The following is a 24,640-nucleotide window of genomic DNA, read 5'->3' on the forward strand; positions in this document are numbered from 1 at the left end:
CGCACAACGACGTAACGTGCGATGCGTAGATGGGGCATATTTGACCATATCCCCACGGCGTATTCACCCGTGTCTCTCAAATCAGCCAAAAAGGGGAACCGGGACGCGTTTGCGGTAGAATCTGCGTCGATTGGCGCCATCGCGATGACGCCGCTTCTGCCTATTTTTCAAGCATTCGACCATGTACGAATCCGACATCACCCAATTCATCAAGCAACTGAAGTCCGAGAAGCCCGCGCTGGAAGCCGAGCAACGCCAAGGCCGCTCACTGCTGTGGGACAAGCAGCCGATCGACATGGAAGAGCGCCGCCGCGCCCAGCAGTCGCGTGTGGCCCAGCAGGCGTACGTCTACCAAAGCGAATAAGTTACCGCCTTCCGGCCGAGTTCCGCATTGAATCCGAGTTCGCCCGACGATCCGTCGCACACGCCAGAGCCGATCCCCGAGATCGCGCCGGTGTCTGCGCACGTCGATGCGGTGCCGGATGACGGGCACAGCGATGCGTCGATCGAAACGTCTGCCGCAGCAGGAGAGTCCGGCAGCGGTGGCAAATCGGACGAAGCAGACGAATCGAGCGAAGCGGACGCCCCCGCGGGGATGACGCCGTTGGAAGCATCGGAAGCGCAGGCGATCAAGCCTCATCCCGCTGTGGTTGCGACGACGGAATTGCCCGCACCGCAGAACGGGCAGGACACCACGCCCGACACGGTCGACGGCGTCGCGCGTGCGCGCCTGTATGGCGAGCCGCTCTTCGCACTGCCGAACGATCTCTACATCCCGCCGGACGCGCTCGAGATCTTCCTCGAAGCCTTCGAAGGCCCGCTCGACTTGTTGCTGTATCTGATCCGCAAGCAGAACTTCAACGTGCTCGACATTCCGATGGCGCAGGTCACGAAGCAGTACCTGCTCTACGTCGAACAGATCCGCCGGACCAATCTCGAACTCGCGTCCGAGTATCTGCTCATGGCGGCGATGCTCATCGAGATCAAGTCGCGCATGCTCTTGCCGGTCAAGAAGGCCGATACGGGCGAAGAGGCCGAAGATCCGCGCGCGGAACTCGTGCGCCGCCTGCTGGAGTACGAGCAGATGAAGCTCGCCGCCCAGAAACTCGACACCCTGCCGGTGCTTGGCCGCGATTTCCTGCGCTCGCAGGTATATATCGAGCAGAGCCTCCAGCCGCGCTTTCCCGATGTCGATGCCGAAGATCTGCGCGCGGCTTGGGCCGAAGTGCTGCGCCGCGCCAAGCTCGTGCAGCATCACAAGATCTCGCGCGAAGAGCTGTCCGTGCGCGAGCACATGAGTCAGATCCTGCGGCGTTTGCAGGGCGCCCGCTTCATGGAGTTCACCGAACTCTTCGATGTCACGCGCGGCGTGCCCGTCGTCGTGGTCAACTTCATCGCCATGCTCGAACTCTCGCGCGAATCGTTGCTGGAGATCACTCAGGCCGAGCCATTTGCGCCGATCTATGTCCGCCTGACCTATTCCCCCAACTGAGCGCCCGGTGAATCCTCGCGGCCGGGGAGTCCGTTGAACAGTGCGTTTTTTGCGCACGCGCATTGAGATTTCCTCTACAATCCCCCCGGACATTTTGGCGGCCACGCCCTTGCCAGATAAGGCGTGCGCCACTCCTGGACGTCATCAACGTACGCCACGCACGGAACCTCAATGAAAGTCATCCCCTCGATTCACGAACTGCGCGATCAACTGCGCGGCCAGAATCGCGTCGCCTTCGTGCCCACCATGGGCAACCTGCATGAAGGGCATCTGTCGCTCATGCGACTGGCGCGCCAGCACGGCGACCCGGTCGTCGCCAGCATCTTCGTGAATCGCCTGCAATTCGGGCCGAACGAAGACTTCGACAAGTACCCGCGCACGATGGCCGATGACATCGAGAAGCTCACGCGCGAGAACGTCTACGTGCTGTTCTCTCCCGACGAGAAGGAGATGTACCCCGAGCCGCAGGAATACCGTGTCGAGCCGCCGCACGATCTGGGCGACATTCTCGAGGGCGAGTTCCGCCCGGGCTTCTTCAAGGGCGTTTGCACGGTCGTCACCAAGCTGTTCTCGTGCGTACAGCCGCGCGTGGCCGTGTTCGGCAAGAAGGATTACCAGCAACTGATGATTGTGCGCAGCATGTGCCGTCAGTTCGCGCTGCCCATCGAAATCATCGCCGCTGAGACGGTGCGTGCCGACGACGGCCTCGCGCTCTCGTCGCGTAACCGCTATCTGTCGGACGCCGAGCGCGCCGAGGCACCCCAGCTCTATCGTTTGCTGGGTCAGATTCGCGACGACGCGAACAGCGGCAAGACGGACTACGCCGCGCTCGAAGCGGCGGCCATGCAGGCACTGACCGAGCGTGGCTGGAAGCCGGATTATGTGGCGATTCGCCAGCGCGCCAACCTGCGCGTGCCGGCACCGGGCGCCGCCCCCGCCGAGAGCCTTGTGGTGCTCGCGGCAGCCAAGCTCGGGGCCACGCGTCTGATCGACAATCTCGAAATCTGAGCGCCGGGCACGCGGCGCACGGCCGGACGACCGGTGCCGCGTGCTCCCGACGCAAGCCGCGCGTGCCGGTGGCACGCGCATCTTTCGTCGCGCCGCTTGCGCGACACCGCAACACTAGAGGCAAGCCATGTACCGCACCATGCTCAAGTCGAAGATCCACCGCGCCACCGTGACGCATTGCGAATTGCATTACGAAGGCTCGTGTGCGATCGACGAAAACCTGCTCGAAGCCTCGGGCCTTGTCGAAAATGAGCAAATCGACATCTTCAACGTCAACAACGGTGAGCGCTTCACCACGTATGCCATTCGCGGCGAGCGCGGCAGCGGCATGATCTCGCTCAACGGCGCAGCGGCACGCCGCGCACAGTTGGGCGACATCGTCATCATCGTGTCGTACGCGCAGGTCGAAGAGAAGGAAGTGCTGGCCGGCTTCAAGCCGAAGCTGGTGTTCGTCGACGACAAGAACGTGCAGAAGGGCGAACGCGATCACGTGCCGCTGCAAGCATGGGAAGAGACCCGCGCCTTCGAAGCCGCTCAGGCAACGAAATAAGGCGGCAAAGACCGACAGCGCTTCGGCGCTAACGACGAAGGGGCCCGAGGGCCCCTTTCGTCATTGATGCGCCGGTTGTAAGCGCCGGTTATGAGCGCTGGCGATCACCTCGCCACAAACGCGGTGATGCCCTCCCACTGCGGCAGATCGCGTTCGACGCGTCCCGGCGCCACGTCCCACAGCGTGAGGCCGTGCGCGGCGAGTTGCACATAGTTCTGCGTGTTGCGCAGCATCCCCAGCACCGGCAGGCCCGCCTCTTCGCAGTACCGCGAGAGCTGATCCGCCGCACGGGTGCGGGCGTCGACCCGCATGCCGACCACGCCGATACGCACATCCCCCTGCCTCACCGCCTTCTCCTCACCGAGCTTCTGCAGAAAATCGCGCGTGGCGAGAATATCGAAGATCGACGGCTGCAACGGCACCAGCACATGGTCGGCAAGTCTGAGGATCGATTCGAGGCGTTTGCCGTGCAGGCCGGCGGGGGTATCGAGCACCGCGTGGGTGGTGCCCTTGGGCGGACGGGCGACATCGTTGTGATCGACTTCCCAGGTGCCTATCGAACGCAGCGCCGGCGGGCGCAGGCCCAGCCAGGCTCGCGACGACTGCTGCCGGTCGGTGTCGCCGAGCATCACAGCGTGGCCCTGCGCGGCCAGATACCCGGCCAGATTCGTTGCCAGCGTGCTCTTGCCCACGCCACCCTTTGGATTCGCCACCACGATCACCGGCATTGCAGACTCCCCGAGGTCGATTTTCCGCCCATCTTACAACGGTTGGATGGCGGCTTCATGCTCGCGCTGCCCTGCCGGCCCTGCCCCTCGGCGTTAGCGCAGGCACGCCCACACGCGTGGGAGGTCCAGATGTGCGGCGAACGAATCCGCCAGCCTGTCGAGCGACGCTTCGCGCAATGCGTTGTAGTCCAGCGTCTCGAGATCGCGGGCACCGGCCCACGTGAGCAACCCCTGCAAAGCCTGCGGGGTATCGAACAACCCATGCAAATACGTCCCCATGACCTGATCGTCGGTCGAGCGGGCGCCATCGGCGCGTTCGGTGCCTTCGTCGTCCAGCCAGATGGCCGGGCGCTCGAGCGCCGCCCCGCGTGTCACGCCCATGTGAATCTCATAGCCGCTCACGGGTGCATCGCCTGTGCTCAAACGTCCCGCCACGACACGGAGCTGTTTTTGCGCCTCCATCGTGGTCTCGATCGCCAGCCAACCGAGGCCGCCGGTCGTCCCGGCGTCGCCCTCCAGCCCCTGCGGATCGTGAATCGCCGTGCCGAGCATCTGCAAGCCACCGCAGATACCGAGCACCTTGCCGCCATAGCGCAGATGCCGCGTGATGGCCGGCTCCCAGCCCTGCGCACGTAGCCATGCCAGATCGGCACGCACATGCTTGCTGCCGGGAAGGATCACGAGGTCGCTCGCCGGCCACGATTCGCCAGCGCCCACATAGCGGAAATCGACTTGCGGGTGCGCCCGCAGGGCGTCGAAATCGGTGTGATTGCTGATGCGAGGCAACGCAGGCACGGCAACGCGCAGACGCGTCTCGCCACTGGCCGCCTTATGGCGCTCGCCGGGCAGCATGTCTTCGCCGTCCAGATGCAGGCCGTGAAGATACGGCAGCACGCCCAACACCGGAATCCCCGTGCGCGCCTCGAGCCACTCGAGACCGCTGGTGAGCAACGACGGATCGCCGCGAAACCGATTGATGATGAAACCCTTGATGCGTGCGCGCTCGCTGTCCGACAGACACGCGAGCGTGCCGAGCAATTGTGCGAACACCCCTCCCCGGTCGATATCGGCGACGAGCAACACCGGGGCGTCGACCGCCTCGGCAAATCCCATGTTCGCAATATCGCGCGAGCGCAGATTCACTTCGGCCGGGCTGCCCGCGCCTTCGACAAGCACCGCGTCGTAGCCTGTGCGCAACCGGTCGTAAGCGGCCAGCACGGCCGCCATCGCGCGCGGTTTGTACTCGTGATAGGCGCGCGCGTCGAGATCGGCCATGACCTTGCCGCCGATGATGACCTGCGCACCACGGTCGCTGCTCGGCTTGAGCAACACCGGGTTGTAGTCTGTGTGCGGCGCCACACCGGCGGCCTGTGCCTGCAAGGCCTGTGCGCGCCCGATCTCGCCGCCGTCGGTGGTCACTGCGCTGTTGAGCGCCATGTTCTGCGGTTTGAACGGCGCCACGCGCACCCCCTCGCGATACAGCAGGCGGCACAACCCGGCGACCACCGTACTCTTGCCCGCATCCGAGGACGTTCCCTGAATCATCAGGGTGCCGCGGCGAGGGCGCGTGTACGCGTCGAAATTGACAGGGATTTCACTCATGGCGCGAATTATCGCATCGGGCGCTCGTACAATATCGCCCATGAGTGCTCTCGACCTGACTTTCGTGCTGGGTGGCGCGCGCTCCGGCAAAAGTGCGTTCGCCGAACGTCTTGCCGGACAAAGCGGCCTGCCAGTCAGCTACCTCGCCACCGCTGCGGTGAGCGATGAGCCCGAAATGCGCGCTCGCATTGCCCATCATCGCGCCAGCCGTCCTGCGCATTGGCAAACCGTGGAAGTCGGGCGGAACCTCGCAGGCGCGTTACGCGAAGCCGCCCGTGACGGCCATTGCGTGCTGGTCGATTGCCTGCCCCTGTGGCTGGCCGGCTGGCTATGCCCCCCCGACGATCATCCCGACGGCCCCGCCAGCGATGCACAATGGCATGACGTCGTCGATTCGCTGGCGCAGACGCTGGTGTCGCTGCACGGCAAGATCGTCATCGTCAGCAACGAAATCGGTCTCGGCGTGATCCCGATGGGCTCGCTGACGCGCCGTTATGTCGATGAACTCGGCCGTCTGAATCAGCGGGTCGCTGCGCTGGCGCCGCACGTGCGCTTTGTCGTCGCCGGCCTGCCGATGGCCGTCAAAGGATAATCGCCGATGCTCACCGGACTCGCTCCCGAATCGCTCTGGCTCGCTGCGCTGATCGGCGTGTTGCTCGACGCCTGGCTTGGCGAGCCGCGCCGATGGCATCCGCTGGTCGGATTCGGCTACATCGCGAACGGCGTCGAGGCGTGGCTCAACGATCCCGCAACGCGAGACAAGCCCATAAGCGCCATGACGCGCGGCACATGGGCATGGACGATCATGCTGGTGTTGCCGGTACTCGTCGCGTGGGCCCTGACGTTCCTGCCCGGCTGGAGCGGCATTCTCTGGCAGGCGCTTACGTTGTACGCGGCGCTCGGTGCACGCAGTCTGCGCGAGCACGTGATGCCCATCGCCGATGCCTTGCGCGACGGCGATCTGACGCAGGCACGCGCACTGACGGCTCGCATCGTCTCGCGCGATACCGAGGACGCGAGCGCGTCCGATCTCGCGCGTGCGGCGGTGGAGTCGACGCTGGAGAACGGCAACGATGCCATCTTCGGCGCGCTCTTCTGGTTCGCCATCGCGGGCGCGCCGGGCGTTGTGCTGTTCCGTCTGGCGAACACGCTCGACGCGATGTGGGGCTATCGCACCGACCAGTTCCTGTATTTTGGCCGCCCCGCTGCGCGCATCGACGATGTGCTCAACTGGATTCCCGCACGCCTCACGGCGGCGAGCTACGCCGTCTTCGGCGATGTGGCGCGCGCCATCGGCTGCTGGCGCACACAGGCCAGCACGTGGTCCAGCCCGAATGCCGGGCCGGTGATGGCCGCCGGGGCAGGCAGTCTCGGCGTTCAGTTGGGTGGGCCAGCGCGCTATCACGGCGAGTGGGAAACGCGTCCGGCGCTGGGTTGCGGCACGGAGCCCTCGGCACAACACATCAAGGCCGCGTGGCGGCTCATCTCGCGTTCGATGTGGATGTGGCTGATCGTCAGCGGTGCACTGGCGCTGTTCGCCGCGTCGCAGGCCGATGCCATGCCTGTTGACGTGCTCTGATCGCAATCGCAGGCCCCGCTTCCCCCAATGTCATCCTCTGCCGTCTCGTCATCGCCGCCAGTGCCCCGCCATGGCGGAAACCTCGGTGAAGCCATCCTGCGCTATCGACGTCCCCGCGAAGATTGGCTCGACCTGTCCACCGGCATCAATCCGAACGGCTACCCCGTGCCGATGCCCCCTGCGAGCGTCTGGCGCGACTTGCCCGACGCCTTCGACGATCTACGCGACGTCTCCGCGGCATACTACGGCGTGCCTGCACACACCGTCGTGCCATGCGCCGGTTCGCAGGCGGTCATTCGTTCGCTGCCCACGCTACTGCGTCCGGGACGCGTTGCCGTCGCCTCACTCACCTATAGCGAGTACGCCCCGGCCTTTGCCGATGCAGGCCATACGCTGGTGCCGTGGCTCGGTCCCGAAGCCGGCTTGCCTGACGTCGACTATCTCGTTTGGGTGAATCCGGACAATCCCACGGCGCGATGCGTCTCCCGCGAGACGCTGACGCAATGGCAAGGCTTGCTGGCGGAACGTGGCGGGATGCTAATCGTCGACGAGGCATTTGCAGACGTTTCGCCGCAGGAATCGATGACGCCTCATGTCGGCGAGGACAGTCTTGTGGTGCTGCGCTCCGTGGGCAAATTCTTCGGGCTTGCGGGCATTCGCGCAGGCTTTGCGTTGTGCCCGCAAGCGTTGGCAACACGTCTTGCCGAGCGTCTGGGGGCGTGGACCGTCAGCGGACCGGCGCGGTTCGCTGTCCAAACCGCCCTGCGCGACACGGCGTGGCAGGCGGCAACCCGCGAACGTTTGTTGCACGACGGCGAACGGCTTCTCGTATTGTTGCGCTCGCACGGCTGGCCGGCCGCCGGCACACCGCTTTTCGCGTGGACGCCGCACGCGCTCGCGCCGCAATGGCACGAACGGCTGGCGGCTCAGGGCATCTGGACGCGCCGCTTCGATACGCGCCCCATGACGCTGGCCGATGGGGAATCGGGCGCGTTACCCAGCCTGCGTCTGGGCCTGCCATCCACCGAATCTACGTGGCAACGGCTGCAATCCGCGCTAGCCGAATTACGTTCCGAGTGAAGTTTCCGGGAACTGCCGGAGCCCACAGCCATCCAATTTCCCCGTTATGCTTCCGATCGGGCATACAGCTCACGCTTACGTCATATTAAAAGTCGTGTGTTTGGCGCCCTTTTCGTTACAAATTGAAGCATTTCTGCAACAAATGCATACAGTCACCGCCAGAGGGCGCCGCTAGACTGAAGGTTCTTCCGCAAGGGCTTTCCCCAGATATCAAGGACGACCAAATGAAAAAACTGCCGCTGTTGCTTGCCACGCTCCTGACCGCCGCCGTCGTGACGGTGGGTTGTACGAAGAAGGAAGATCAAACGGCCGCGCCGGCCGCCGATACGTCGGCATCGGCACCGGCCAGCGATGCTGGCGCTGCCATGAGCGCTCCGGCCTCGGACGCAGGCGCTGCTGCCCCGGCTCCGGCCTCCAACTAGCACAGCAGACCGGTTGGCCAGACACTGTCGCGGGCTTCGTGCCATCGTACGGTGTCATCATGCCCACCCCGGTATTGCAGTCACGCTCCAGTAACGGCCTGACAAAGCGCTAAGGTATTAACGACCGCGCCCCCTGAACGTTTCGGCGTCAGGGGGCGCGGTCGTTTTTGTCTCGCTCGGCGGGTGAGTTGCGAGACGCTTCCGGCATTACTTCACCACCGTCACCCCGCCGTCGATCACACCGTAAGCTTGCACCTTGCCTGTCCCGCTGCCGGCGCTGGCGCCCGCACTGCCGCCGGGGGCGGCGCAAGCACCAAGCAACGTCACCAGGGCGAGCGCCAGCACGCTCATCTGTCCGATATTTCGTTTCACGCCTTCGCTCCTCGAAGCCCGCCACTGACTGGCCGGGCGTATTTCCTGTCGATGACCTGACGCATACCAAGTTATGACGTCACGCTCTTTTCGACAGCCCTCGCGTGACATCAGTTCGCTGCGGGCGCACATCCGGGAGGACGTCTCAGATGCCGGTATTCAAACCACGTCAGTCCGATGACGATGACATCCAGTGCTGTGATGAACAGCAACAACGGGGAGTGCGTAAAGCTGTATCGATACATTTGGTAGAGAATGAACAAACCAAAAACCGCGATGGCGGCCGGATAGTACCTACGCTTCTTCCGCCAGAGACCAATGATGAGCCAGAGTTTGATGGCGCCGTGGCTAAGCAAATAGAAGGCCGTGAAGTGTTGGCTGCTCACGGACAGGCCTTGCGCAGCATGGAGCAGATAATTGGCAACGAAGTCGCGAGGGTCTTCCGTCAATTCCAGCCGGGTGACGGACTGCGCCAGGTCAAGCAGGAGTTGTCTGGTAACGAAGTAGGCGAACACGCCTGCGGCGATTTCCGCCAGTGCAAACACACCTTTGAGCATAAGACTGATCTCAAAGGCGGCGTGTACGTTCGTCTCGTCAAACCGTTTCTTTATGCTGGCCATTTTCTGCAATGCATGACGTAAAGCACATTAAGCTCTCACCATTCGCATGATTGGCTGCCAAGCCAACCCCACCAGGGCAACGACGCAAAAAATCGCACCTGCATAGAAGGTAAACGATGCGCCGAGGCGATCCCACAACAGTCCGGCCAGCACGCTGGCGAGCAGCATCGCGACACCACTGACCAGATTGAAAAATCCATACGCGGTGCCGCGCAAGTCGGCGGGTGCGGTATCGGCAACCATCGTCGCCAACAAGCCCTGCGTGATACCCATGTGAATCCCCCAGAGGGCGACACCGGCCAGCACAACGCCCCAGTGACCGTTAATTGCCAACACCAGGTCGGCCGCGATCAGGACGATCAAACCAAGTGCCAACAGCGTCTTGTGGCTCATGCGGTCGGAGAGCTTGCCGAACGGGTAGGCCGACAGGGCATAGACCAGATTCATCGCCACCATCACGAGCGGCACCAGAGCAACCGGCACACCACTCTGCTGCGCACGCAGAACAAGAAACGCTTCGCTGAAGCGGGCCAGCGTGAATACCGCACCGATACCCACCACCCACCAGTATGGCCCTCCGAGGCGATCCAGGTTCTCCCGCCGGATCGGATTGGTGCGCGCTGTCGTTGAATGGCGTTGTGGCTCGCGCAGGCCGAAGAACAGCAGCGCGACCGCCATCAGGCCCGGAATCGCGGCCACCCAGAATACGGCTCGAAAGTCGTTGGCCCACAGCAGCATCAAACCGACCGCCATCGACGGCCCGAGGAAGGCCCCGACGGTGTCGATGGACTGGCGCAGGCCAAACGCTGCGCCGCGCAAATGCCGTGGCGCAATATCCGCAACCAGGGCATCGCGTGGTGCGTCGCGCACGCCTTTGCCAACCCGATCCAGCAAGCGAGCCGTCAGCACAATGCCGACCGTGGGTGCCACGGCAAAGAGCGGCTTGGTCAGCGCGCTCATCGCGTAGCCGAATACCGCCAAGCCCTTGCGCTTTCCCAGATAGTCGCTCAAGGCCCCCGAGAATATCTTGACGATCAGCGCTGTGGATTCCGCCATGCCTTCCACCAGACCGACCGCCAGCGCACTCGCGCCCAAGGTCGAGATCATGAACATCGGCAGCAGGCTATGGATCATCTCCGAGGAAATGTCCATCAGCATGCTGACAATACCGAGTACCCATATGCCTGCCGGTATTTGCCGCAAGGTACTTTTTGTGGGTGTTGTCATCGCTGCCCCCATCTGGTGCCGATCGGTCGCGCATGGCACATTGTCGATTGTCCGATTGCGCCATACCCTGTCCTGATGTCAGGACAGTCACATCGAAACGTCAGAATAGCGCTAACTATTCTATTTCTCGACACCTGCAGCGAAAGGTCACGAATTTCTCTCCGACACGATCGTGTACCCCTTGTCGCGGCACGGCAACGCGCCGAGAATGTTGGGTCGGTTGACAAGGCAGATGGCCGCAGTGCCGCTCCGCCCATCCCAATCCATGCCCTCCCACACCTAAGCCACCTGCTTCGATGTCGCTCAATTCTCCGGCCAAGCGCCGCCCCCGCCGTCACCTGATTGCACTGGTAAGCGCCTGTTTCGCCGCACTCAGCGCCCAAGCGGCCGTCACCGTCAAGGATGACTCCGGCGCCATGGTCACGCTCCCGGCCCCGGCACAGCGCGTGGTGAGCCTCTCACCGCACGCGACCGAGTTACTGTTTGCGGCAGGCGCGGGCGATAAGGTCGTGGGCGTCGTGGCCTACTCCGATTATCCCGAGGCGGCGCGCAAACTGCCACGCGTCGGCGACAACAGTGCGCTCGATCTCGAACGCATTCTCTCGCTCAGACCCGACCTGCTCGTGGTCTGGATGCATGGCAACTCGCAGCGTCAGGTCGAAGCGCTGCGTCAGTTGAAACTGCCGGTGTTCTACTCCGAGCCGAAACATTTGACCGACCTGCCCGCAGCCATCGAAACGCTGGGTACGCTGACCGGGACACCGGCCAAAGCGCAAGCCTCGGCCGAGGCGTTCCGGGCACGCTACGAAGCGCTGCGCAAGCAATATTCGTCGCGCGCACCGGTGTCTGTCTTCTATCAGGTGTGGATGCAGCCACTCATGACCCTGAACGGCACGCATATGGTCAGCGATGTGATCCGGCTGTGCGGCGGCGTCAACGTCTTCGCCGATGAAGCACCGCTCGTGCCGCGCGTATCCGTTGAAGCGGTACTCGCCAAGCGGCCGGAAGCGATGTTCACCGCCACGCCAGGCGCAACGAAGTCCGATAAGCCGCTCGCCACACTCGACAGTTGGCGCAAGTGGCCGCAGTTGCCCGCCGTTGCGCATAACAATCTCTTCGGCATCGACGGCGACCTCATCAACCGGCCTGGCCCGCGCATACTCGACGGCGCACGCACCATGTGCGAAGACCTCGACATCGCTCGCTCGCGTCGCACGTCAGCCGCGCAGTGATGTGCGATTGACAGCGCGCTGCGCAGATGCGGAGGTGCGGAGATAGCGACCGGCGATTGACGCGGGCCTAGGCGTTCCAGCGAATCAAGCGTGCGGGACTGTCATCGGCGTCATCGGCGAAGCGAAGGTGGCAAATGCCACCGAAGTCGAGCGACCACGACAGACATGCCGTAGTCGGCAGACGCAGTGCGCTCGCCGTGTGCAAACGAATCGGCCCGGCGTGAGCAACGGCCACATGTACGCCATGCATTGCGCTCGCCGCGTCGCGCAAGCCCCTCACCCAGGCGTCCATGCGCGACACGATGTCGCGGGCAGACTCGCCGCCGGGCGGCGCAAATTCGGACACATTGCGCGCCCAGGCATCGAGATCGTTTCTATCGATGGCGTCCCAGGGCTGCATTTCCCACGCACCAAAATCCATCTCGGCGAGGCGCGCATCTTCCTTCACTCGCAGCCCCAAAGACGTCGCCAACACCTCGGCAGTGCGACGCGCGCGTTGCAGGGGGCTGCTGTGGATCGCCGCCGGTGTACGGCCATCGAGCAACGTCGCAAGCCGGGCATGCATCGCAGCGACCGCCGCATCGAAGCGCAACGCATCGACGGGCAAATCGGTACGGCCATAACAAAGACCCGACGCGATGTCCGGCGGCGGATGCCGCATCAGGATCAGATCCATGCGCACACCGTGAGGTACAGCGCAAGTTCGCCGATTTGCTGGGCGAAACCCAGCGTATCGCCGGTGTAGCCGCCGAGACGCCGGCGCAAATAGCGGATGAAGCCCGCACGCACCGCCATCAGCACCACGGCCCCCGTCACCCCCGCGCGCCAGTCCGGCCATAGCCACCACGGCACGCTGCATGCGACGCCGAACAACAGTCCCCCCATGCTCAAACGTTGAGCGACGGGTTTGGCCTTCCCTTCGGAACGAACGTAATCTAGCGTGCGCAGCAGACTGATCGCCATGCTTCGGCTCGCCGCATGTGCGCCGATGAGCACGACGGCAAAACCGCCCCACCCCACCGCCGCCTGAATATCGACGAGTGCCTGCCACTTCACGGCAAGCGCCAGCCACAGGGCGACCGAGCCATAGGTGCCGATGCGCGAGTCGTGCATGATGTCCAGCACGCGCTCACGTGTGAATGCGCCGCCGAACGCATCCACCGAATCGGCCAGGCCATCCTCGTGAAACGCCCCCGTGAGCAGCACGCTCACCCCCATCCCCAACGCGATGGCGAGATGCGGCGACCACAACAGCCCCATCGCCATGGTCAGCAAGGCGACGAGCGCGCCGACCCACACACCGACGAGCGGGAAATAGCGCGTTGCCGCGTTCAACTGTTCGGGGGAGTAGCCGACCCACTGCGGAATCGGCACACGCGTGAAGAAGCCGAGCGCGCTCAGGAAAAGCCGCAACTGCCCCTTGATGCCCCCGAACGACGCCGCAGCCTCCCGCGCTTGCGCCGGGTGATCCTGCGTCACCAGATCGCGCGGCGATTCGACAGCGCCATGCGAGGGATCGGGGGACGACGCCGTCATTGTCCGGCCGCCTCGCGCTCGCTCACGCCGGCGCCTTCGAACGTCGCCATCTCGCGCAAGAACGCGGCAGCGGCCTGAATCAGCGGCATCGCGAGCGCCGCGCCCGTGCCTTCGCCCAGACGCAGCCCCAATTGCAGCAGCGGCTTTGCGCCAAGCGTTTCGAGCATCGCACGATGGCCGGTTTCATCCGAGGCGTGCGCGAAAACGCAGTAGTCGAGCACCGCCGGCGATACCCGTGCGGCCACGAGCAGTGCCGATGTGCTGATGAAGCCGTCCACGACGATCACGAGCCCCAGCTTGGCGGCAGCGAGATAGGCGCCCGTCATCATGGCGATCTCGAAGCCGCCGAAGGTTGCGAGCGTTTCCAGCGGATCGGGTTGATCGCCGGTCACCGGATGCGCGGCGAGCGCACGTTCGAGTATGGCCGTCTTGCGCGCCAGCCCGTCGTCGTCGACCCCCGTGCCACGGCCGACACACGCGGCGAGCGGCAAGCCGGTCAGACGCTGCATGAGACACGCGGCCGACGACGTGTTACCGATCCCCATCTCGCCGAAGCCGATCATGCGCGCGCCCCGCGAGGCGTGCGCGACGACACGCGCCGCCCCGGCAGCCAGCGCCGTTTCGAGTTGGTCGCGCGTCATGGCGGGGGCTTCGAGGAAATTCTGCGTGCCGCGCGCCACGGGAATGTCGACGAGCGATGCGTGCGACGGGAAATCGGCGGCCACGCCCGCGTTCACCACTTCAAGCTCGATGCCGTGCGTGCGGCAGAAGACGTTAATGGCCGCGCCGCCCCGCAGGAAGTTGAGCACCATCTGAGCGGTTACGGTCTGCGGATAGGGACTCACGCCGGCCGCCACGACGCCGTGATCGCCCGCGAACACCAGCATGGTCGGGCGCGCGAGATCGGGGGTTGCGCTGCGCTGAATCCGGCCGATCTGATGGGCAACGCGCTCGAGCGCGCCAAGGCTGCCGGGCGGCTTCGTCTTGATGTCGATGGCATGCTGAAGTGCGGTATCCATCGCGGTGGATGGCGCCGGGATATCGAACAGTTCGGTGAGCAACGGGCTGAAAGCGGTCATACGGAAACGTCCTGAAACGATGAAGCGAAGATTACATTTCCACGCCGGCCTGCGCACGAATGCCCTGGGCAAACGCGTGCTTGACGGGCGTCATATCGGTCACGGTGTCGGCGGCGTCCACGAGTGCCTGCGGGGCGCCGCGGCCGGTGATCACCACATGCTGCATCTCGGGGCGCGCCTGTAAATCGGCGATCACGGTGCTCACGTCGAGATAGCCCAGCTTGAGCGCGATGTTGAGTTCGTCGAACAGCACGAGACCGAACGACGGATCGCGCAACATCCGGCGCGCCTGCTCCCACGCCGCTTCCGCCTTGGCAATGTCGCGCGTGCGGTCTTGCGTCTCCCACGTGTAGCCTTCGCCCATCACGTGAAACTCGCACGCCTCGGGAAAGCGCCGCAGGAATTTCTCCTCGCCGGTCGGAATCGCGCCCTTGATGAATTGCACGACCCCCGTCTTCATGCCGTGGCCCATCGCGCGCACTACCATGCCGAAGCCGGAACTCGACTTGCCCTTGCCGTTGCCGGTCGTGATGACGATCACGCCGCAGTCGCGCTGCGCTTGCGCGATCTTGTCGTCGATGACCGCCTTCTTGCGCACCATGCGCGAGCGGTGACGCTCGTTGCGGCCGTCGCCGTCGCTGTCGGCTGAGGCTGTGGTGCCGGGTTGGGGTTGCGGTGATTCTTGCGTCATGAACAGCACCTGTCAGAAACGGGCGTGCGGCACAGGACGGCCGCACGCGGATGAGAGTGTACGCCTGTGAGTTTCCACGTCATGCACGGCGCACCGGCACAAGCGCCTCGTCGCCGCCATCGCGAATGAGGCGCAGCGGATAACCGAAAGCGTTGCTGCAATGCTCGGCCGACAGCACGTCGTGCACCGGGCCGGCGCGCCAGCCGCCACGACCGTCGAGCAGCAACGCATGCGTGGCGAAGCGTCGCGCGAGATTCAGATCGTGGCACGAGAAGATGGCAGCAGCGTCGGCGCGTTGCGCATGCTGCGCGAGCTGTTCGAGGGCGTCGATCTGATGATGCAGATCGAGATGCGAGACCGGTTCGTCGAGCAGCAGCAGAGGCGTAGCCTGCGCCAGAACGGCGGCGAGCGACACGCGCTGACGCTCGCCGCCCGAGAGCGTGGTGACGTCGCGCGCCGCGAAGTCTTCCAGCCCCACCTGCGCGAGTGCGGCCATGGCGCTGGCGATATCGTCGTCGGACTCCCAGGCGCCCCAGCGGCCTTGCGCAAGATAGGGATGACGTCCTGCCAGTGCAACTTCGAGGGCCGTGGCGCCGAATGCGTCGCGCGTCTGTTGCGGCATCAGCGCCCGCATCCTGGCAAGCGGCGCAGGGCGCCACTGCGCCAACGGTTTGCCGGCAATGTCGACACGGCCACTGCCTGCAATCGTCGCGTCGCGCTGCGGTTTGTCGTCAATCGGACGCAACCCGGCGAGGGTGTTGAGCAGTGTCGTCTTGCCCGCGCCGTTCGGCCCGGCCAGACACCAGCATTCGCCCGCAGCGACGGCAAGGTCGAGCCAGTCGACGAGCACACGCTTACCGGCGCGCAAGGTCAGGGCATGGGTTTGCAGCAGCGGTGTACTCATCGGATGGCCCGCCGGGAAAGGAGCCACAGGAAGACCGGCACGCCGATCATCGCGGTGATGACACCCACGGGCAGTTGCGTCGGCGCAATGATCGTGCGCGCCACCAGATCCGCGAACATCAGAAGCGCACCGCCTGCGAGCGCGGCGGCGGGCAACAGCATGCGCTGATCGTTGCCGAAGCGCAGACGCAGAATGTGCGGCACGACGAGACCGATGAAGCCGATGCTGCCTGCGGTGGTCACGGCAATCGCGGTGGCAAGCGACGCCGCCAGATAAACACGCGCACGCAGCGGACCAACCGCCACGCCAACGGCTTGCGCCACCGCTTCTCCGCGCAACAGTACGTTCAGGCGATGCGCGACGGGGCACACGATGAGCAGCGTCGCGGCAAGCGCGATCAACGGCAATGCGGCGCGGTCGACGCCGTTCAGATCGCCGGTGAGCCAGAACAGCATGCCGCGCAGACTGGCATCGGGCGCGAGGGTAAGAATGAGGGTGGCGAGTGCGCCGAAGCCTGCAGCCATCATCACGCCAGTGAGCAGCAGTTTGGTACTGCTGTCCTGATCGCCGGGACGCAGGAAGCTGCGGTGCGAGAGCGCCATCACGATAGCGATGGCCGCGAGCGCACCGGCGAAGGCGCTCGTCTGCACCCAGAAGAAAGGCAGCATAAGCGCCAGCGAGGCGAGCGCGGCAACCCCTGCACCGCCGGAAATACCCAGCACGTAGGGGTCGGCGAGCGGATTGCGAAGCAACGTCTGCATGAGAGTGCCGGCAACCGCAAGCAGGCCGCCGCACGCGAATGCAGCAAGTGCGCGCGGCAGACGCAGACGCCGGACCACGTCGCCAGCGAGACCGGCGTCGTGCCCCATCAGCAACGTGCCGATCTCGCTCAGCGAGACCGGCACGCTCCCCAGCATGAGCGACGCGAGCAGAACGGCCAGCGCAACGCCGGCCAGTCCCGCCCATATGGCAAGTGCGCGACGCAGCGTCATGCGGTATTACGCACGTTATGCGCGTTACGCCCTGCCGGGACGTCGTTAGAACTGCTTCCAGCCGAGCGAGACGTAAATCGCTCGCCCGAGAGTGTTGTAGCCATAGACCGTCTGGTAGTTCTTGTTGAAGACATTGTCCAGATGCGCCGAGACGTACCAGGATTTGTCGATATCGTAGCGGGCCTGCAGGTTCACGAGTGTATAAGCACCGAGATGCTGGCCACCCGTATCGTAACGCTCGCCGCTGTAGAACACATCGCCGCCGACGGTGAACTTGTCGAACGTCTTCGACAGGCCGACCGAACCGAACTGCCTGGCACGACGTGCGAGTTGCTTGCCGGCATCAAGATCGGTCGGGTTCTGACGCGTGAACGACCCACGCACATCCACGCCGAAGAGCGGACGTCCCGTGTAGGTCAACTCAAGCCCCTCGACACGTGCCTTGGCCACGTTGGCAGCCGTGTACGGGAACACCGTCAGCGACTGGATCAGGTTCGTGTAGTTGGTCTGGAAGCCCGTCAACTTGATCAGGCCGAGACGCTCGCCGCCGTTGAACTGAACCGCCAGCTCCTTGGAGATCGAGCGTTCCGGTTGCAGGTTCGGATTGCCGTAGCCCGGGTAGAACAGCTCGTTGAAGGTCGGTGCGCGGAAGCCGTCGGACGCATTGGCCATGAACTTCCACTGATTCGTCAGGTTGTAGCCGTAGCCGAGCCAGTAGCTGTTAGCGCCGCCGAAGTCCGAGTACATGTCGCGGCGCACGTTGGCTTGCACCTGATGCTTGCCGAACGTGCCTTCATAGCCCAGATAGGGCGAATCGAGATGGCGGTTGTTGTGGCCGAAATTGGTGTTGCTCTCGACCGTCTGTTCCAGACGCGTGTAGCCGGCGATCAGCTTCTGCCCCGCCATAAAGGCGTATTCGTTGGCCCAGTCGATCTGATTGCTCGACGTGTGGAAGTTGCCGTTGCCCTTGCCATTCAGGTAGTTGTAGCTGTAATCGTCGCCCTGCGTGACGGTGAAGCGCGTATTCCACTTGTCCGTGATGTTGCCTTTCACGTAGCCCGAAATCTGGCGCACGCGGGCATCGGTGTCGTTCAGATCGGTCGGCTTGCCGAAGGCGTTGTCGTAGCTGCTGCTGCCGTCGCTCTGGAACAGGCGCACGCCGGCTTCCCACGTATCGCCGAACTTACGCGAGAGGGATGCGCTCACGCTGGTGTTGTCGTCGCCATTGCGGTTCGGGTTGACCTTCGGCGCAAAGCGCGGGTCTTGTGCGGAGATGCCGTTGGTGTGAAAGCGCGAGACGTCCAGCGAGAAGCGAGTCTTGCCGTCTTCGAACGACCCGGCGATACCGGCATTGGCCTGCGTGGTGTTGTTGGTGCCGTAACCCACCTCGGCATAGGCACGCGGCGGGCCGCCGTCACCCTTGCGCGTGAAGATCTGAATCACGCCGCCCACGGCTTGCGAGCCGTAAAGCGCCGAGACGTTGCCGCGCACGATTTCGATGTGATCGATCTGCGACACCGGAATCTGTGCGATGTTGGTCGTACCCGACGTGGCCGAGTTGACCGGCACACCGTCGATGAGCACGAGCGAGGCGTTCGACGCCGCACCGCGCATGAAGATGCTGGCCGACGTGCCGAAGCCGCCGTTCTGCACGATTTCCACGCCGGCCTGACCGCGCAGCAGTGTCGGCAAGTCCTGTGCCTGGCTTTGTTCGATGTCTTCGCGCGTAATCACCGAGGTTGCAGCCAGCGTGTCGGCCAGCTTCTGCTCGGTGCGCGAGGCCGTCACGACGGTCGTTTTGAGCTGTACGGCGGTAGGGTTGTCCGCCGTCTTCGCGGCAAGGACAACCGGGGCAGCGGGTGCGGTATCGGCCGGCTGAGCCGACTGTGCGTGCGCGCCGACGCTGACGGCCAGCAGGGTGGCGGCGACAGCGAGACGATGCGGCGTAGGAACAAAGGTGGCTGATGCCGAGGACAGGCGTGCAAAGGCAGGCGCGTGCAGCGCCATCGCGCGAACGTGGGTGCGCATGATTCTCGTGAGACTTCCGTAGTTTTCTTATTGCCTAGACCCGTTCCCCCGCGGGCCGCCGGCGCACGGGGAGCGCCGGTGACACGTCACGGATGCGAAGCATCGACACATGAAAACGACGGCATGCCACTCACGGCGTCGCCGGGCGGCATGGCTTTCCCCACTCACTCAGGCCGGTATCCGGGCTGGTCATCATCGCGCCTGACCGGCCTTCCCGCGAGCGGATAGCTCACAGTGGCGATAAAGGCGAAGCGCGTTTTCGGAAACCTTTCGGGCCGAAAGAATGACTTACCGTTGCGGGGGCAGCACAGGTTGGCCAGCCCGTGTGGGGACGCGGCTCCCTGTTTCCCGTTTAACTGCGCATGCCGGAGGGGCTTGCGCGAGCACCGAAGTGCCGCAAGTGTAGGGGCCATTCGAACGAGCGTCAATGCTCGATCGTCGGGCATTGGCCGCCGATTCCGTTAGAATGTAGGGCAATTATGAGGACGCAGCCCGATGCTCACCGATCTCGACAATCTCACCGACAAAATTGAACAGTTGGTTGTGATAAGCCAACGTTTTCATCAACACAATCAAGCGCTGCTCGCCGAACTCGATCGCGCGCGCGCCGAATGCGACGAAACTCGCATCGCCATCGAGCAATTGCGCACCGAGCGCGACGCCCTGCGTTTGCAGCGCGATCAGCTCGCGGCCAAGATCGACGAGGCACAGGTTCGCTTGAACGCTATTCTGGAAAAACTCCCTACGCAAAACCCCGCTGAGGGTCAGATGGATCTGCTCGGCACTCCCGGTGGAGAAAACGCATGACGATCAAGCAGCTCGAAGTCAATATTCTCGAACAGTCCTACCGGCTTGCGTGCCCGCCGGAACATGAGGCTGACCTGCTGTCTGCCGTGTCCCGCGTCGATGCCGAAATGAGCAAGGTTCGCGCGCAGAGCAGCGTGCGCGGCACCGATCGCATTGCCGTCATGGCAGCGTTGAGCCTGGCATCCGAATTGCTTGCGCTTGAAAAAAGTATTGCCGCTGGACAAGCATTCCCCGCCGAAGAAATTCAGAGTAGAATGCAACGCATGAACGAACGATTAAGCGCAGTGATCGATCAGTATCAGAGTTGAAAATTCACTCGCTGCCGTCCGATTCAAAAGGTTAGTTTTCCCTGCCTGGTTCGCGAAAGTCATAGATTCCTTGAACCAATGATCTGTTGCAGGTTGCGGAAGTTTGTAGTGCTGGCGTGAGCGTCACTCTGTCTGATGAACCCAAAGCGCTACTAACCGCGACCACCTTGAGCCTCACGGTTCAGGATGCCGGCTTAGCGGCTGAGGCGGGGACCCAATGCACGGCACTGCGCAAGCAGTGCCGTTTTTTTTCGTCTGCTCACTTCGCAGCCTGCCCCCTCGGTGCCGGGTAAGCACAAAGCCCCTCCCGGAATCTCGGCGTCAGTCTATCCACGAGAATTGATCAATGCTTCTGTTCATTGGGAAGCTCATCCTGACCGTACCCGTCGCGTACGCTTTGGCATACCCCTTGCTGAATCCCAGTTCGGGTGAGGGGGTGTTCGGGAAACTGAACGTGATCGGCCCCCTCAGCCGGGAAAATCCAGCGTAAGGCAGATTGAACAGACACACCGTAGAGCGGAATGCCGCCATGAGGTAGCGCTGCGGCCACTTTGTCTGCTCGAATCCGCGATACAAAAACGGCCCGGGGGCTGCCCCCCGGGCCGTCAAAGCCAGACCTTTCCAACACACCGTTCGGCTTCTCAAGAAAACCGCGTAACCGAACGGCATTGGACCTGCGGGCCGCTTCGTCGCGCCGCGTTGATGCGCGGCGGACAGACGATCAGAACTGCGCCTCGCTCAGCGACAGCACAGAGTCTGCGCCCTCGGTAATCGCCTGTGCGAGACCCGGTGCCTGCGTAAGGATGTGATCCGCAAAGAAGCGGGCGGTACCGATCTTGGCGTCGTAAAACGACGGGTCCTGATTGCGCAGTTTCTGCGCCGCCAGCAAGGCGCGCCCCATCTGCCACCCACCCAACACGATACCGGCAAGCTTCAGATACGGCACGCTTCCCGCAAACACGGCGTTCGCATTGTCCTGCGTGTTGGCGACCACATAGTCGACCACGATCGACAGCGCTTCGCGTCCCTTCGCGAGACGTTCCGCCACCGGCTGCCCCACACCACCCAACGCCCGCAGTTCGTTCTCCGTAGCAATGATCTGCTCGCACAGGGCGTGCGCCACGGCACCGCCGTCACGCAACGTCTTGCGGCCGATGAGGTCGTTCGCCTGAATCGCGGTCGTACCTTCGTAGATGGGAAGAATGCGGGCGTCGCGATAGTACTGCGCAGCGCCCGTCTCTTCGATAAAGCCCATGCCGCCATGCACCTGCACGCCAAGGCTCGTCACCTCCAGCGACATTTCGGTGCTCCAGCCCTTCACGATCGGCACGAGGAACTCGTAGACGGCTTGCGCGCGCTTGCGCTCGGCAGCGTCGGCGGCGTGATGTCCGATATCGGCCTGCGCTGCGGCCACGTAGGCGAGTGCACGTGCGCCTTCGGTCAGTGCACGCATCGTCATGAGCATGCGCTTGACGTCGGGGTGATGGATGATGGACACGGCGTCGCGCGACGAGCCATCCACCGGGCGGCTTTGCAAACGCTCCCGTGCGTAAGCCACGGCATGCTGATAGGCACGATCGGCCACGGCCACGCCTTGCATGCCGACAGCGAAGCGCGCAGCGTTCATCATGATGAACATGTATTCGAGGCCACGATTCTCCTCGCCGACGAGATACCCCGTCGCCCCGCCGTTGTCGCCAAATTGCAATACCGCCGTCGGGCTCGCCTTGATACCCAGCTTGTGCTCGATAGACACACAGTGCACGTCGTTACGCGCCCCGAGATTGCCCTCGGCGTCGACGTTGAACTTCGGCACGATGAACAGCGAAATACCCTTCACGCCCGGCGGCGCATCGGGGATGCGCGCCAGCACGAGGTGCACGATGTTCCCGGCCATATCGTGCTCACCGAACGTGATGAAAATCTTCGTACCGAAGAGGCGATAGGTGCCGTCGGCTTCGCGTTCTGCACGCGTGCGCACCAGTGCGAGATCGGACCCGGCCTGCGGCTCGGTCAGGTTCATCGTGCCGGTCCACTCGCCCGAGAGCAGCTTCGGAACGTAGAGCGCGCGTTGTGCATCGGTGCCTGCCGTGAGCAGTGCCTCGACAGCGCCATCGGTCAGCAGCGGGCACAGCGCGAACGACAGATTCGCGGCGTTGAGCATTTCCGTGCAGGGCGTGGCAACGAGCTTTGGCAGCCCCTGTCCGCCATACGCTTGCGGATGCAGCACCCCCTGCCAGCCGGCTTCAGAGAACTTCCGGAATGCCTCCTTGAAACCCGGCGTCGTGGTGACGACACCGTCCTTCCACGTACTCGGCTGCTGATCGCCAATGACGTTCAGCGGCGCCAGCACTTCCTGATTGAAACGTGCGGCTTCCTCGAGCACGGCCTGCGCAAGTTCGGGCGAGGCATCCTCATAGCCCGGCAGCGCCGCAATGCTCGTCAGGTCCGCCAGTTCGTTCATCACGAACTGCATGTCCTTGATCGGGGCCTGATAACTCATGTCATTCCTCCAAGGGATTCCGATTGCCTGTTGATGGTGGCGAATGCCTGGGTTCTTATTATTCTGTTTGACCGATTCGCATGAAGACACCCCACCGTCGCCGGCCAGTTTCCTCATGCGGATCGGCTGCGGGACGCGTTCACACGCACGCCCCGCAACCTCACCTGACTCATGACGCGCTTACAGCGCGCCCGTCAGCTCCGGCACGACCGTGAACAGATCGCCCACCAGGCCATAATCCGCCACCGAGAAAATCGGCGCTTCCGGATCCTTGTTGATCGCCACGATCACCTTCGAATCCTTCATCCCCGCCAAGTGCTGGATCGCCCCCGAAATGCCCACCGCGATATACAACTGCGGCGCCACGATCTTGCCCGTCTGCCCCACCTGATAGTCGTTCGGCACGTAGCCCGCGTCCACCGCCGCACGCGACGCGCCCAGCGCCGCACCCAGCTTGTCCGCCAGCGGCTCGAGCACCTTCGTATAGTTCTCGCCGCTACCCAGACCCCGGCCGCCCGAGACGATGATCTTCGCGCTCGTCAGCTCCGGACGGTCCAGCTTCGTCACCTCACGCCCAACGAACTGCGACACGCCCGCGTCCGGCGTTGCCGCCACCGTCTCCACCGCCGCGCTGCCGCCCGTCGCCGCTGCCGGGTCGAACCCCGTCGAGCGCACCGTGATCACCTTCACCTTGTCCGCGCTTTGCACCGTGGCAATCGCGTTGCCCGCGTAGATCGGGCGCTCAAACGTATCCGCGCTGTCGACCTTCGTGATGTCCGAAATCTGCGCAACGTCCAGCAGCGCTGCCACGCGCGGCGCAATGTTCTTGCCATACGCCGTGGCCGTCGCCAGGATGTGCGAATAGTTGCCCGCAATCGACACCACCTCGTCGGCGATGTTCTCGGCCAGCCCGTCGCCGAAGTACGGCGCATCGGCCAGCAGCACCTTCTTCACGCCCGCGATCTGCGCGGCCGCATCCGCCGCTGCCTTGGCATTGCTGCCCGCAACCAGCACATGCACGTCGGCGCCGCATTGCAGCGCAGCCGTCACCGTGTTGAGCGTTGCCGCCTTGATCGATTGATTGTCGTGATCTGCAATTACCAGAATGCTCATCTCGTCGTCTCCCCTCTTAGATGACCTTCGCTTCGGTCTTCAGCTTGTCGACGAGCGCTGCCACGTCCGCCACCTTCACCCCTGCGCTGCGCTTGGGCGGCTCCGCCACCTTCAGCGTCTTCAGACGCGGGCTCACATCCACACCCAGATCCGCCGGCTTGAGCGTTTCCAGCGGCTTCTTCTTCGCCTTCATGATGTTGGGCAGCGTCACGTAACGCGGCTCGTTCAGGCGCAAGTCCGTCGTGATGACCGCAGGCAGCGACAGCGACACCGTCTCCAGACCGCCGTCCACTTCACGCGTGACCTGCGCACGGTTATCCGCCACCGTCACCTTCGAGGCGAACGTCGCCTGCGGCAGCTTCGCCAGCGCCGCGAGCATCTGACCGGTTTGATTCGAGTCGTCGTCGATCGCCTGCTTGCCCAGGATCACCAGTTGCGGCTGCTCCTTGTCCACCACCGCCTTGAGCAACTTGGCCACAGCCAGCGGTTGCAGTTCTTCATCCGATTCGATCAGAATCGCGCGATCCGCGCCGATGGCCAGCGCCGTGCGCAGTGTCTCCTGCGCTTGCGCAACGCCCGCCGACACCGCGATCACCTCCGTCGCCACGCCCGCTTCCTTCAGACGCACCGCTTCTTCCACCGCGATTTCGTCGAACGGATTCATCGACATCTTCACGTTCGCGATGTCGACGCCACTGCCGTCGCTCTTCACGCGAACCTTTACGTTGTAATCCACTACCCGTTTGACCGGTACCAGGATCTTCATG

At 63.7% G+C, this 24,640-nt stretch carries 26 protein-coding genes, 1 other RNA gene and 1 riboswitch; of the genes, 12 read left to right on the forward strand and 15 right to left on the reverse strand.

Annotated features, from left to right (window positions below):
- Nucleotides 1-181 precede the first annotated feature (181 nt).
- The 4 genes from C266_RS07305 to panD all read left to right on the forward strand — a co-directional run bounded on the left by C266_RS07305 (nt 182) and on the right by panD (nt 3,050).
- Nucleotides 182-364, forward strand: coding sequence for a DUF3460 family protein (locus C266_RS07305; RefSeq protein WP_010805470.1), 183 nt, complete (start codon nt 182-184; stop codon nt 362-364).
- A 231-nt stretch (nt 365-595) separates the two neighbouring features.
- Complete coding sequence (locus C266_RS07310; RefSeq protein WP_036662006.1) at nt 596-1,492, forward strand: ScpA family protein; 897 nt, start codon at nt 596-598, stop codon at nt 1,490-1,492.
- Nucleotides 1,493-1,663: 171 nt separating this feature from the next.
- Nucleotides 1,664-2,500 carry a pantoate--beta-alanine ligase gene (gene panC, locus C266_RS07315; RefSeq protein ID WP_010805472.1) on the forward strand — a complete coding sequence of 279 codons (837 nt, stop codon included), beginning with the start codon at nt 1,664-1,666 and terminating at the stop codon, nt 2,498-2,500.
- A gap of 127 nt (nt 2,501-2,627) precedes the next feature.
- Nucleotides 2,628-3,050 (forward strand): aspartate 1-decarboxylase, encoded by a 423-nt coding sequence (panD, locus tag C266_RS07320; RefSeq protein WP_010805473.1) that lies wholly within the window; start codon nt 2,628-2,630, stop codon nt 3,048-3,050.
- 104 nt (nt 3,051-3,154) lie between these two features.
- Here the strand turns inward: panD and C266_RS07325 are convergent, their stop codons facing one another.
- A complete protein-coding gene (locus tag C266_RS07325; protein ID WP_010805474.1) occupies nt 3,155-3,778 on the reverse strand; it encodes a ParA family protein in 624 nt (207 codons plus the stop codon).
- Nucleotides 3,779-3,871: 93 nt separating this feature from the next.
- Nucleotides 3,872-5,380, reverse strand: a complete 1,509-nt coding sequence (locus C266_RS07330) for a cobyric acid synthase (RefSeq protein WP_036662007.1) — start codon at nt 5,378-5,380, stop codon at nt 3,872-3,874.
- Nucleotides 5,381-5,420: 40 nt separating this feature from the next.
- On the opposite strand from C266_RS07330, the gene cobU reads away from it, so the two are divergent.
- From cobU to C266_RS07350, 4 genes are all read left to right on the forward strand, one after another.
- Entirely contained in the window at nt 5,421-5,972 is a 552-nt protein-coding gene (cobU, locus tag C266_RS07335) for a bifunctional adenosylcobinamide kinase/adenosylcobinamide-phosphate guanylyltransferase (protein ID WP_010805476.1), read from the forward strand.
- A 6-nt stretch (nt 5,973-5,978) separates the two neighbouring features.
- Complete coding sequence (cbiB, locus tag C266_RS07340; protein WP_010805477.1) at nt 5,979-6,959, forward strand: adenosylcobinamide-phosphate synthase CbiB; 981 nt, start codon at nt 5,979-5,981, stop codon at nt 6,957-6,959.
- 27 nt (nt 6,960-6,986) lie between these two features.
- The gene (cobD, locus tag C266_RS07345; protein WP_010805478.1) at nt 6,987-8,039 is read left to right on the forward strand and encodes a threonine-phosphate decarboxylase CobD; all 1,053 of its coding nucleotides are present in this window, start codon (nt 6,987-6,989) and stop codon (nt 8,037-8,039) included.
- A 224-nt stretch (nt 8,040-8,263) separates the two neighbouring features.
- Nucleotides 8,264-8,461 (forward strand): hypothetical protein, encoded by a 198-nt coding sequence (locus C266_RS07350; protein WP_010805479.1) that lies wholly within the window; start codon nt 8,264-8,266, stop codon nt 8,459-8,461.
- Nucleotides 8,462-8,668: 207 nt separating this feature from the next.
- On the opposite strand, the gene C266_RS27675 is transcribed toward C266_RS07350, so the two are convergent.
- From C266_RS27675 to C266_RS07360, 3 genes are all read right to left on the reverse strand, one after another.
- Nucleotides 8,669-8,833: a hypothetical protein gene (locus tag C266_RS27675; RefSeq protein WP_168162877.1), complete on the reverse strand. Its 165-nt coding sequence runs from the start codon at nt 8,831-8,833 to the stop codon at nt 8,669-8,671.
- A gap of 110 nt (nt 8,834-8,943) precedes the next feature.
- Nucleotides 8,944-9,453, reverse strand: coding sequence for a DUF2127 domain-containing protein (locus C266_RS07355; protein WP_010805480.1), 510 nt, complete (start codon nt 9,451-9,453; stop codon nt 8,944-8,946).
- 27 nt (nt 9,454-9,480) lie between these two features.
- Entirely contained in the window at nt 9,481-10,680 is a 1,200-nt protein-coding gene (locus C266_RS07360; protein WP_036661928.1) for an MFS transporter, read from the reverse strand.
- A gap of 296 nt (nt 10,681-10,976) precedes the next feature.
- Between C266_RS07360 and C266_RS07365 the strand changes: the two genes are divergently transcribed.
- The gene (locus C266_RS07365; protein WP_010805482.1) at nt 10,977-11,912 is read left to right on the forward strand and encodes a cobalamin-binding protein; all 936 of its coding nucleotides are present in this window, start codon (nt 10,977-10,979) and stop codon (nt 11,910-11,912) included.
- Nucleotides 11,913-11,979: 67 nt separating this feature from the next.
- Here C266_RS07365 and cobC read toward each other — a convergent pair whose 3' ends face one another.
- From cobC to C266_RS07400, 7 genes are all read right to left on the reverse strand, one after another.
- The gene (cobC, locus tag C266_RS07370; protein ID WP_010805483.1) at nt 11,980-12,588 is read right to left on the reverse strand and encodes an alpha-ribazole phosphatase family protein; all 609 of its coding nucleotides are present in this window, start codon (nt 12,586-12,588) and stop codon (nt 11,980-11,982) included.
- Complete coding sequence (locus C266_RS07375; RefSeq protein ID WP_010805484.1) at nt 12,579-13,448, reverse strand: adenosylcobinamide-GDP ribazoletransferase; 870 nt, start codon at nt 13,446-13,448, stop codon at nt 12,579-12,581. The genes cobC and C266_RS07375 overlap by 10 nt, the downstream gene beginning before the upstream one ends.
- Nucleotides 13,445-14,527, reverse strand: a complete 1,083-nt coding sequence (cobT, locus tag C266_RS07380; RefSeq protein ID WP_010805485.1) for a nicotinate-nucleotide--dimethylbenzimidazole phosphoribosyltransferase — start codon at nt 14,525-14,527, stop codon at nt 13,445-13,447. The genes C266_RS07375 and cobT overlap by 4 nt, the downstream gene beginning before the upstream one ends.
- Before the next feature lie 31 nt (nt 14,528-14,558).
- Nucleotides 14,559-15,218, reverse strand: a complete 660-nt coding sequence (cobO, locus tag C266_RS07385; RefSeq protein WP_010805486.1) for a cob(I)yrinic acid a,c-diamide adenosyltransferase — start codon at nt 15,216-15,218, stop codon at nt 14,559-14,561.
- Between the two features lie 79 nt (nt 15,219-15,297).
- Nucleotides 15,298-16,122 carry an ABC transporter ATP-binding protein gene (locus tag C266_RS07390; protein WP_010805487.1) on the reverse strand — a complete coding sequence of 275 codons (825 nt, stop codon included), beginning with the start codon at nt 16,120-16,122 and terminating at the stop codon, nt 15,298-15,300.
- On the reverse strand, nt 16,119-17,114 hold the full coding sequence (locus C266_RS07395) for an iron ABC transporter permease (RefSeq protein WP_010805488.1): 996 nt from the start codon (nt 17,112-17,114) through the stop codon (nt 16,119-16,121). The genes C266_RS07390 and C266_RS07395 overlap by 4 nt, the downstream gene beginning before the upstream one ends.
- Nucleotides 17,115-17,159: 45 nt before the next feature.
- Nucleotides 17,160-19,142, reverse strand: a complete 1,983-nt coding sequence (locus tag C266_RS07400; protein WP_010805489.1) for a TonB-dependent siderophore receptor — start codon at nt 19,140-19,142, stop codon at nt 17,160-17,162.
- 153 nt (nt 19,143-19,295) lie between these two features.
- A riboswitch (cobalamin riboswitch) is annotated at nt 19,296-19,548 on the reverse strand.
- A gap of 89 nt (nt 19,549-19,637) precedes the next feature.
- Between C266_RS07400 and C266_RS07405 the strand changes: the two genes are divergently transcribed.
- The 3 genes from C266_RS07405 to ssrS all read left to right on the forward strand — a co-directional run bounded on the left by C266_RS07405 (nt 19,638) and on the right by ssrS (nt 20,474).
- Nucleotides 19,638-19,949 carry a hypothetical protein gene (locus C266_RS07405; protein WP_010805490.1) on the forward strand — a complete coding sequence of 104 codons (312 nt, stop codon included), beginning with the start codon at nt 19,638-19,640 and terminating at the stop codon, nt 19,947-19,949.
- On the forward strand, nt 19,946-20,257 hold the full coding sequence (locus C266_RS07410) for a cell division protein ZapA (RefSeq protein ID WP_010805491.1): 312 nt from the start codon (nt 19,946-19,948) through the stop codon (nt 20,255-20,257). Before C266_RS07405 ends, C266_RS07410 begins: the two co-directional genes overlap by 4 nt.
- A gap of 35 nt (nt 20,258-20,292) precedes the next feature.
- A non-coding RNA gene (gene ssrS / locus C266_RS26710) (6S RNA) lies at nt 20,293-20,474 on the forward strand.
- A gap of 504 nt (nt 20,475-20,978) precedes the next feature.
- On the opposite strand, the gene C266_RS07415 is transcribed toward ssrS, so the two are convergent.
- The 3 genes from C266_RS07415 to C266_RS07425 all read right to left on the reverse strand — a co-directional run bounded on the left by C266_RS07415 (nt 20,979) and on the right by C266_RS07425 (nt 24,639).
- Nucleotides 20,979-22,760, reverse strand: coding sequence for an acyl-CoA dehydrogenase (locus C266_RS07415; protein ID WP_010805492.1), 1,782 nt, complete (start codon nt 22,758-22,760; stop codon nt 20,979-20,981).
- A gap of 180 nt (nt 22,761-22,940) precedes the next feature.
- A complete protein-coding gene (locus C266_RS07420; RefSeq protein WP_010805493.1) occupies nt 22,941-23,873 on the reverse strand; it encodes an electron transfer flavoprotein subunit alpha/FixB family protein in 933 nt (310 codons plus the stop codon).
- Nucleotides 23,874-23,889: 16 nt separating this feature from the next.
- Nucleotides 23,890-24,639 (reverse strand): electron transfer flavoprotein subunit beta/FixA family protein, encoded by a 750-nt coding sequence (locus tag C266_RS07425; RefSeq protein WP_010805494.1) that lies wholly within the window; start codon nt 24,637-24,639, stop codon nt 23,890-23,892.
- Nucleotide 24,640: the final 1 nt, after the last annotated feature.

The sequence above is a fragment of the Pandoraea sp. SD6-2 genome (assembly GCF_000389825.1).
Lineage (GTDB): Bacteria > Pseudomonadota > Gammaproteobacteria > Burkholderiales > Burkholderiaceae > Pandoraea > Pandoraea communis.

Bases quoted from the DNA above. Each gene is read 5' to 3' on its own strand.
- C266_RS07305 (WP_010805470.1), top strand. From the start codon at position 182: ATGTACGAATCCGACATCACCCAATTCATCAAGCAACTGAAGTCCGAG.
- C266_RS07310 (WP_036662006.1), top strand. From the start codon at position 596: ATGACGCCGTTGGAAGCATCGGAAGCGCAGGCGATCAAGCCTCATCCC.
- panC (WP_010805472.1), top strand. From the start codon at position 1,664: ATGAAAGTCATCCCCTCGATTCACGAACTGCGCGATCAACTGCGCGGC.
- panD (WP_010805473.1), top strand. From the start codon at position 2,628: ATGTACCGCACCATGCTCAAGTCGAAGATCCACCGCGCCACCGTGACG.
- C266_RS07325 (WP_010805474.1), bottom strand. From the start codon at position 3,778: ATGCCGGTGATCGTGGTGGCGAATCCAAAGGGTGGCGTGGGCAAGAGC.
- C266_RS07330 (WP_036662007.1), bottom strand. From the start codon at position 5,380: ATGAGTGAAATCCCTGTCAATTTCGACGCGTACACGCGCCCTCGCCGC.
- cobU (WP_010805476.1), top strand. From the start codon at position 5,421: ATGAGTGCTCTCGACCTGACTTTCGTGCTGGGTGGCGCGCGCTCCGGC.
- cbiB (WP_010805477.1), top strand. From the start codon at position 5,979: ATGCTCACCGGACTCGCTCCCGAATCGCTCTGGCTCGCTGCGCTGATC.
- cobD (WP_010805478.1), top strand. From the start codon at position 6,987: ATGTCATCCTCTGCCGTCTCGTCATCGCCGCCAGTGCCCCGCCATGGC.
- C266_RS07350 (WP_010805479.1), top strand. From the start codon at position 8,264: ATGAAAAAACTGCCGCTGTTGCTTGCCACGCTCCTGACCGCCGCCGTC.
- C266_RS07355 (WP_010805480.1), bottom strand. From the start codon at position 9,453: ATGGCCAGCATAAAGAAACGGTTTGACGAGACGAACGTACACGCCGCC.
- C266_RS07360 (WP_036661928.1), bottom strand. From the start codon at position 10,680: ATGACAACACCCACAAAAAGTACCTTGCGGCAAATACCGGCAGGCATA.
- C266_RS07365 (WP_010805482.1), top strand. From the start codon at position 10,977: ATGTCGCTCAATTCTCCGGCCAAGCGCCGCCCCCGCCGTCACCTGATT.
- cobC (WP_010805483.1), bottom strand. From the start codon at position 12,588: ATGGATCTGATCCTGATGCGGCATCCGCCGCCGGACATCGCGTCGGGT.
- C266_RS07375 (WP_010805484.1), bottom strand. From the start codon at position 13,448: ATGACGGCGTCGTCCCCCGATCCCTCGCATGGCGCTGTCGAATCGCCG.
- cobT (WP_010805485.1), bottom strand. From the start codon at position 14,527: ATGACCGCTTTCAGCCCGTTGCTCACCGAACTGTTCGATATCCCGGCG.
- cobO (WP_010805486.1), bottom strand. From the start codon at position 15,218: ATGACGCAAGAATCACCGCAACCCCAACCCGGCACCACAGCCTCAGCC.
- C266_RS07390 (WP_010805487.1), bottom strand. From the start codon at position 16,122: ATGAGTACACCGCTGCTGCAAACCCATGCCCTGACCTTGCGCGCCGGT.
- C266_RS07395 (WP_010805488.1), bottom strand. From the start codon at position 17,114: ATGACGCTGCGTCGCGCACTTGCCATATGGGCGGGACTGGCCGGCGTT.
- C266_RS07400 (WP_010805489.1), bottom strand. From the start codon at position 19,142: ATGCGCACCCACGTTCGCGCGATGGCGCTGCACGCGCCTGCCTTTGCA.
- C266_RS07405 (WP_010805490.1), top strand. From the start codon at position 19,638: ATGCTCACCGATCTCGACAATCTCACCGACAAAATTGAACAGTTGGTT.
- C266_RS07410 (WP_010805491.1), top strand. From the start codon at position 19,946: ATGACGATCAAGCAGCTCGAAGTCAATATTCTCGAACAGTCCTACCGG.
- C266_RS07415 (WP_010805492.1), bottom strand. From the start codon at position 22,760: ATGAGTTATCAGGCCCCGATCAAGGACATGCAGTTCGTGATGAACGAA.
- C266_RS07420 (WP_010805493.1), bottom strand. From the start codon at position 23,873: ATGAGCATTCTGGTAATTGCAGATCACGACAATCAATCGATCAAGGCG.
- C266_RS07425 (WP_010805494.1), bottom strand. From the start codon at position 24,639: ATGAAGATCCTGGTACCGGTCAAACGGGTAGTGGATTACAACGTAAAG.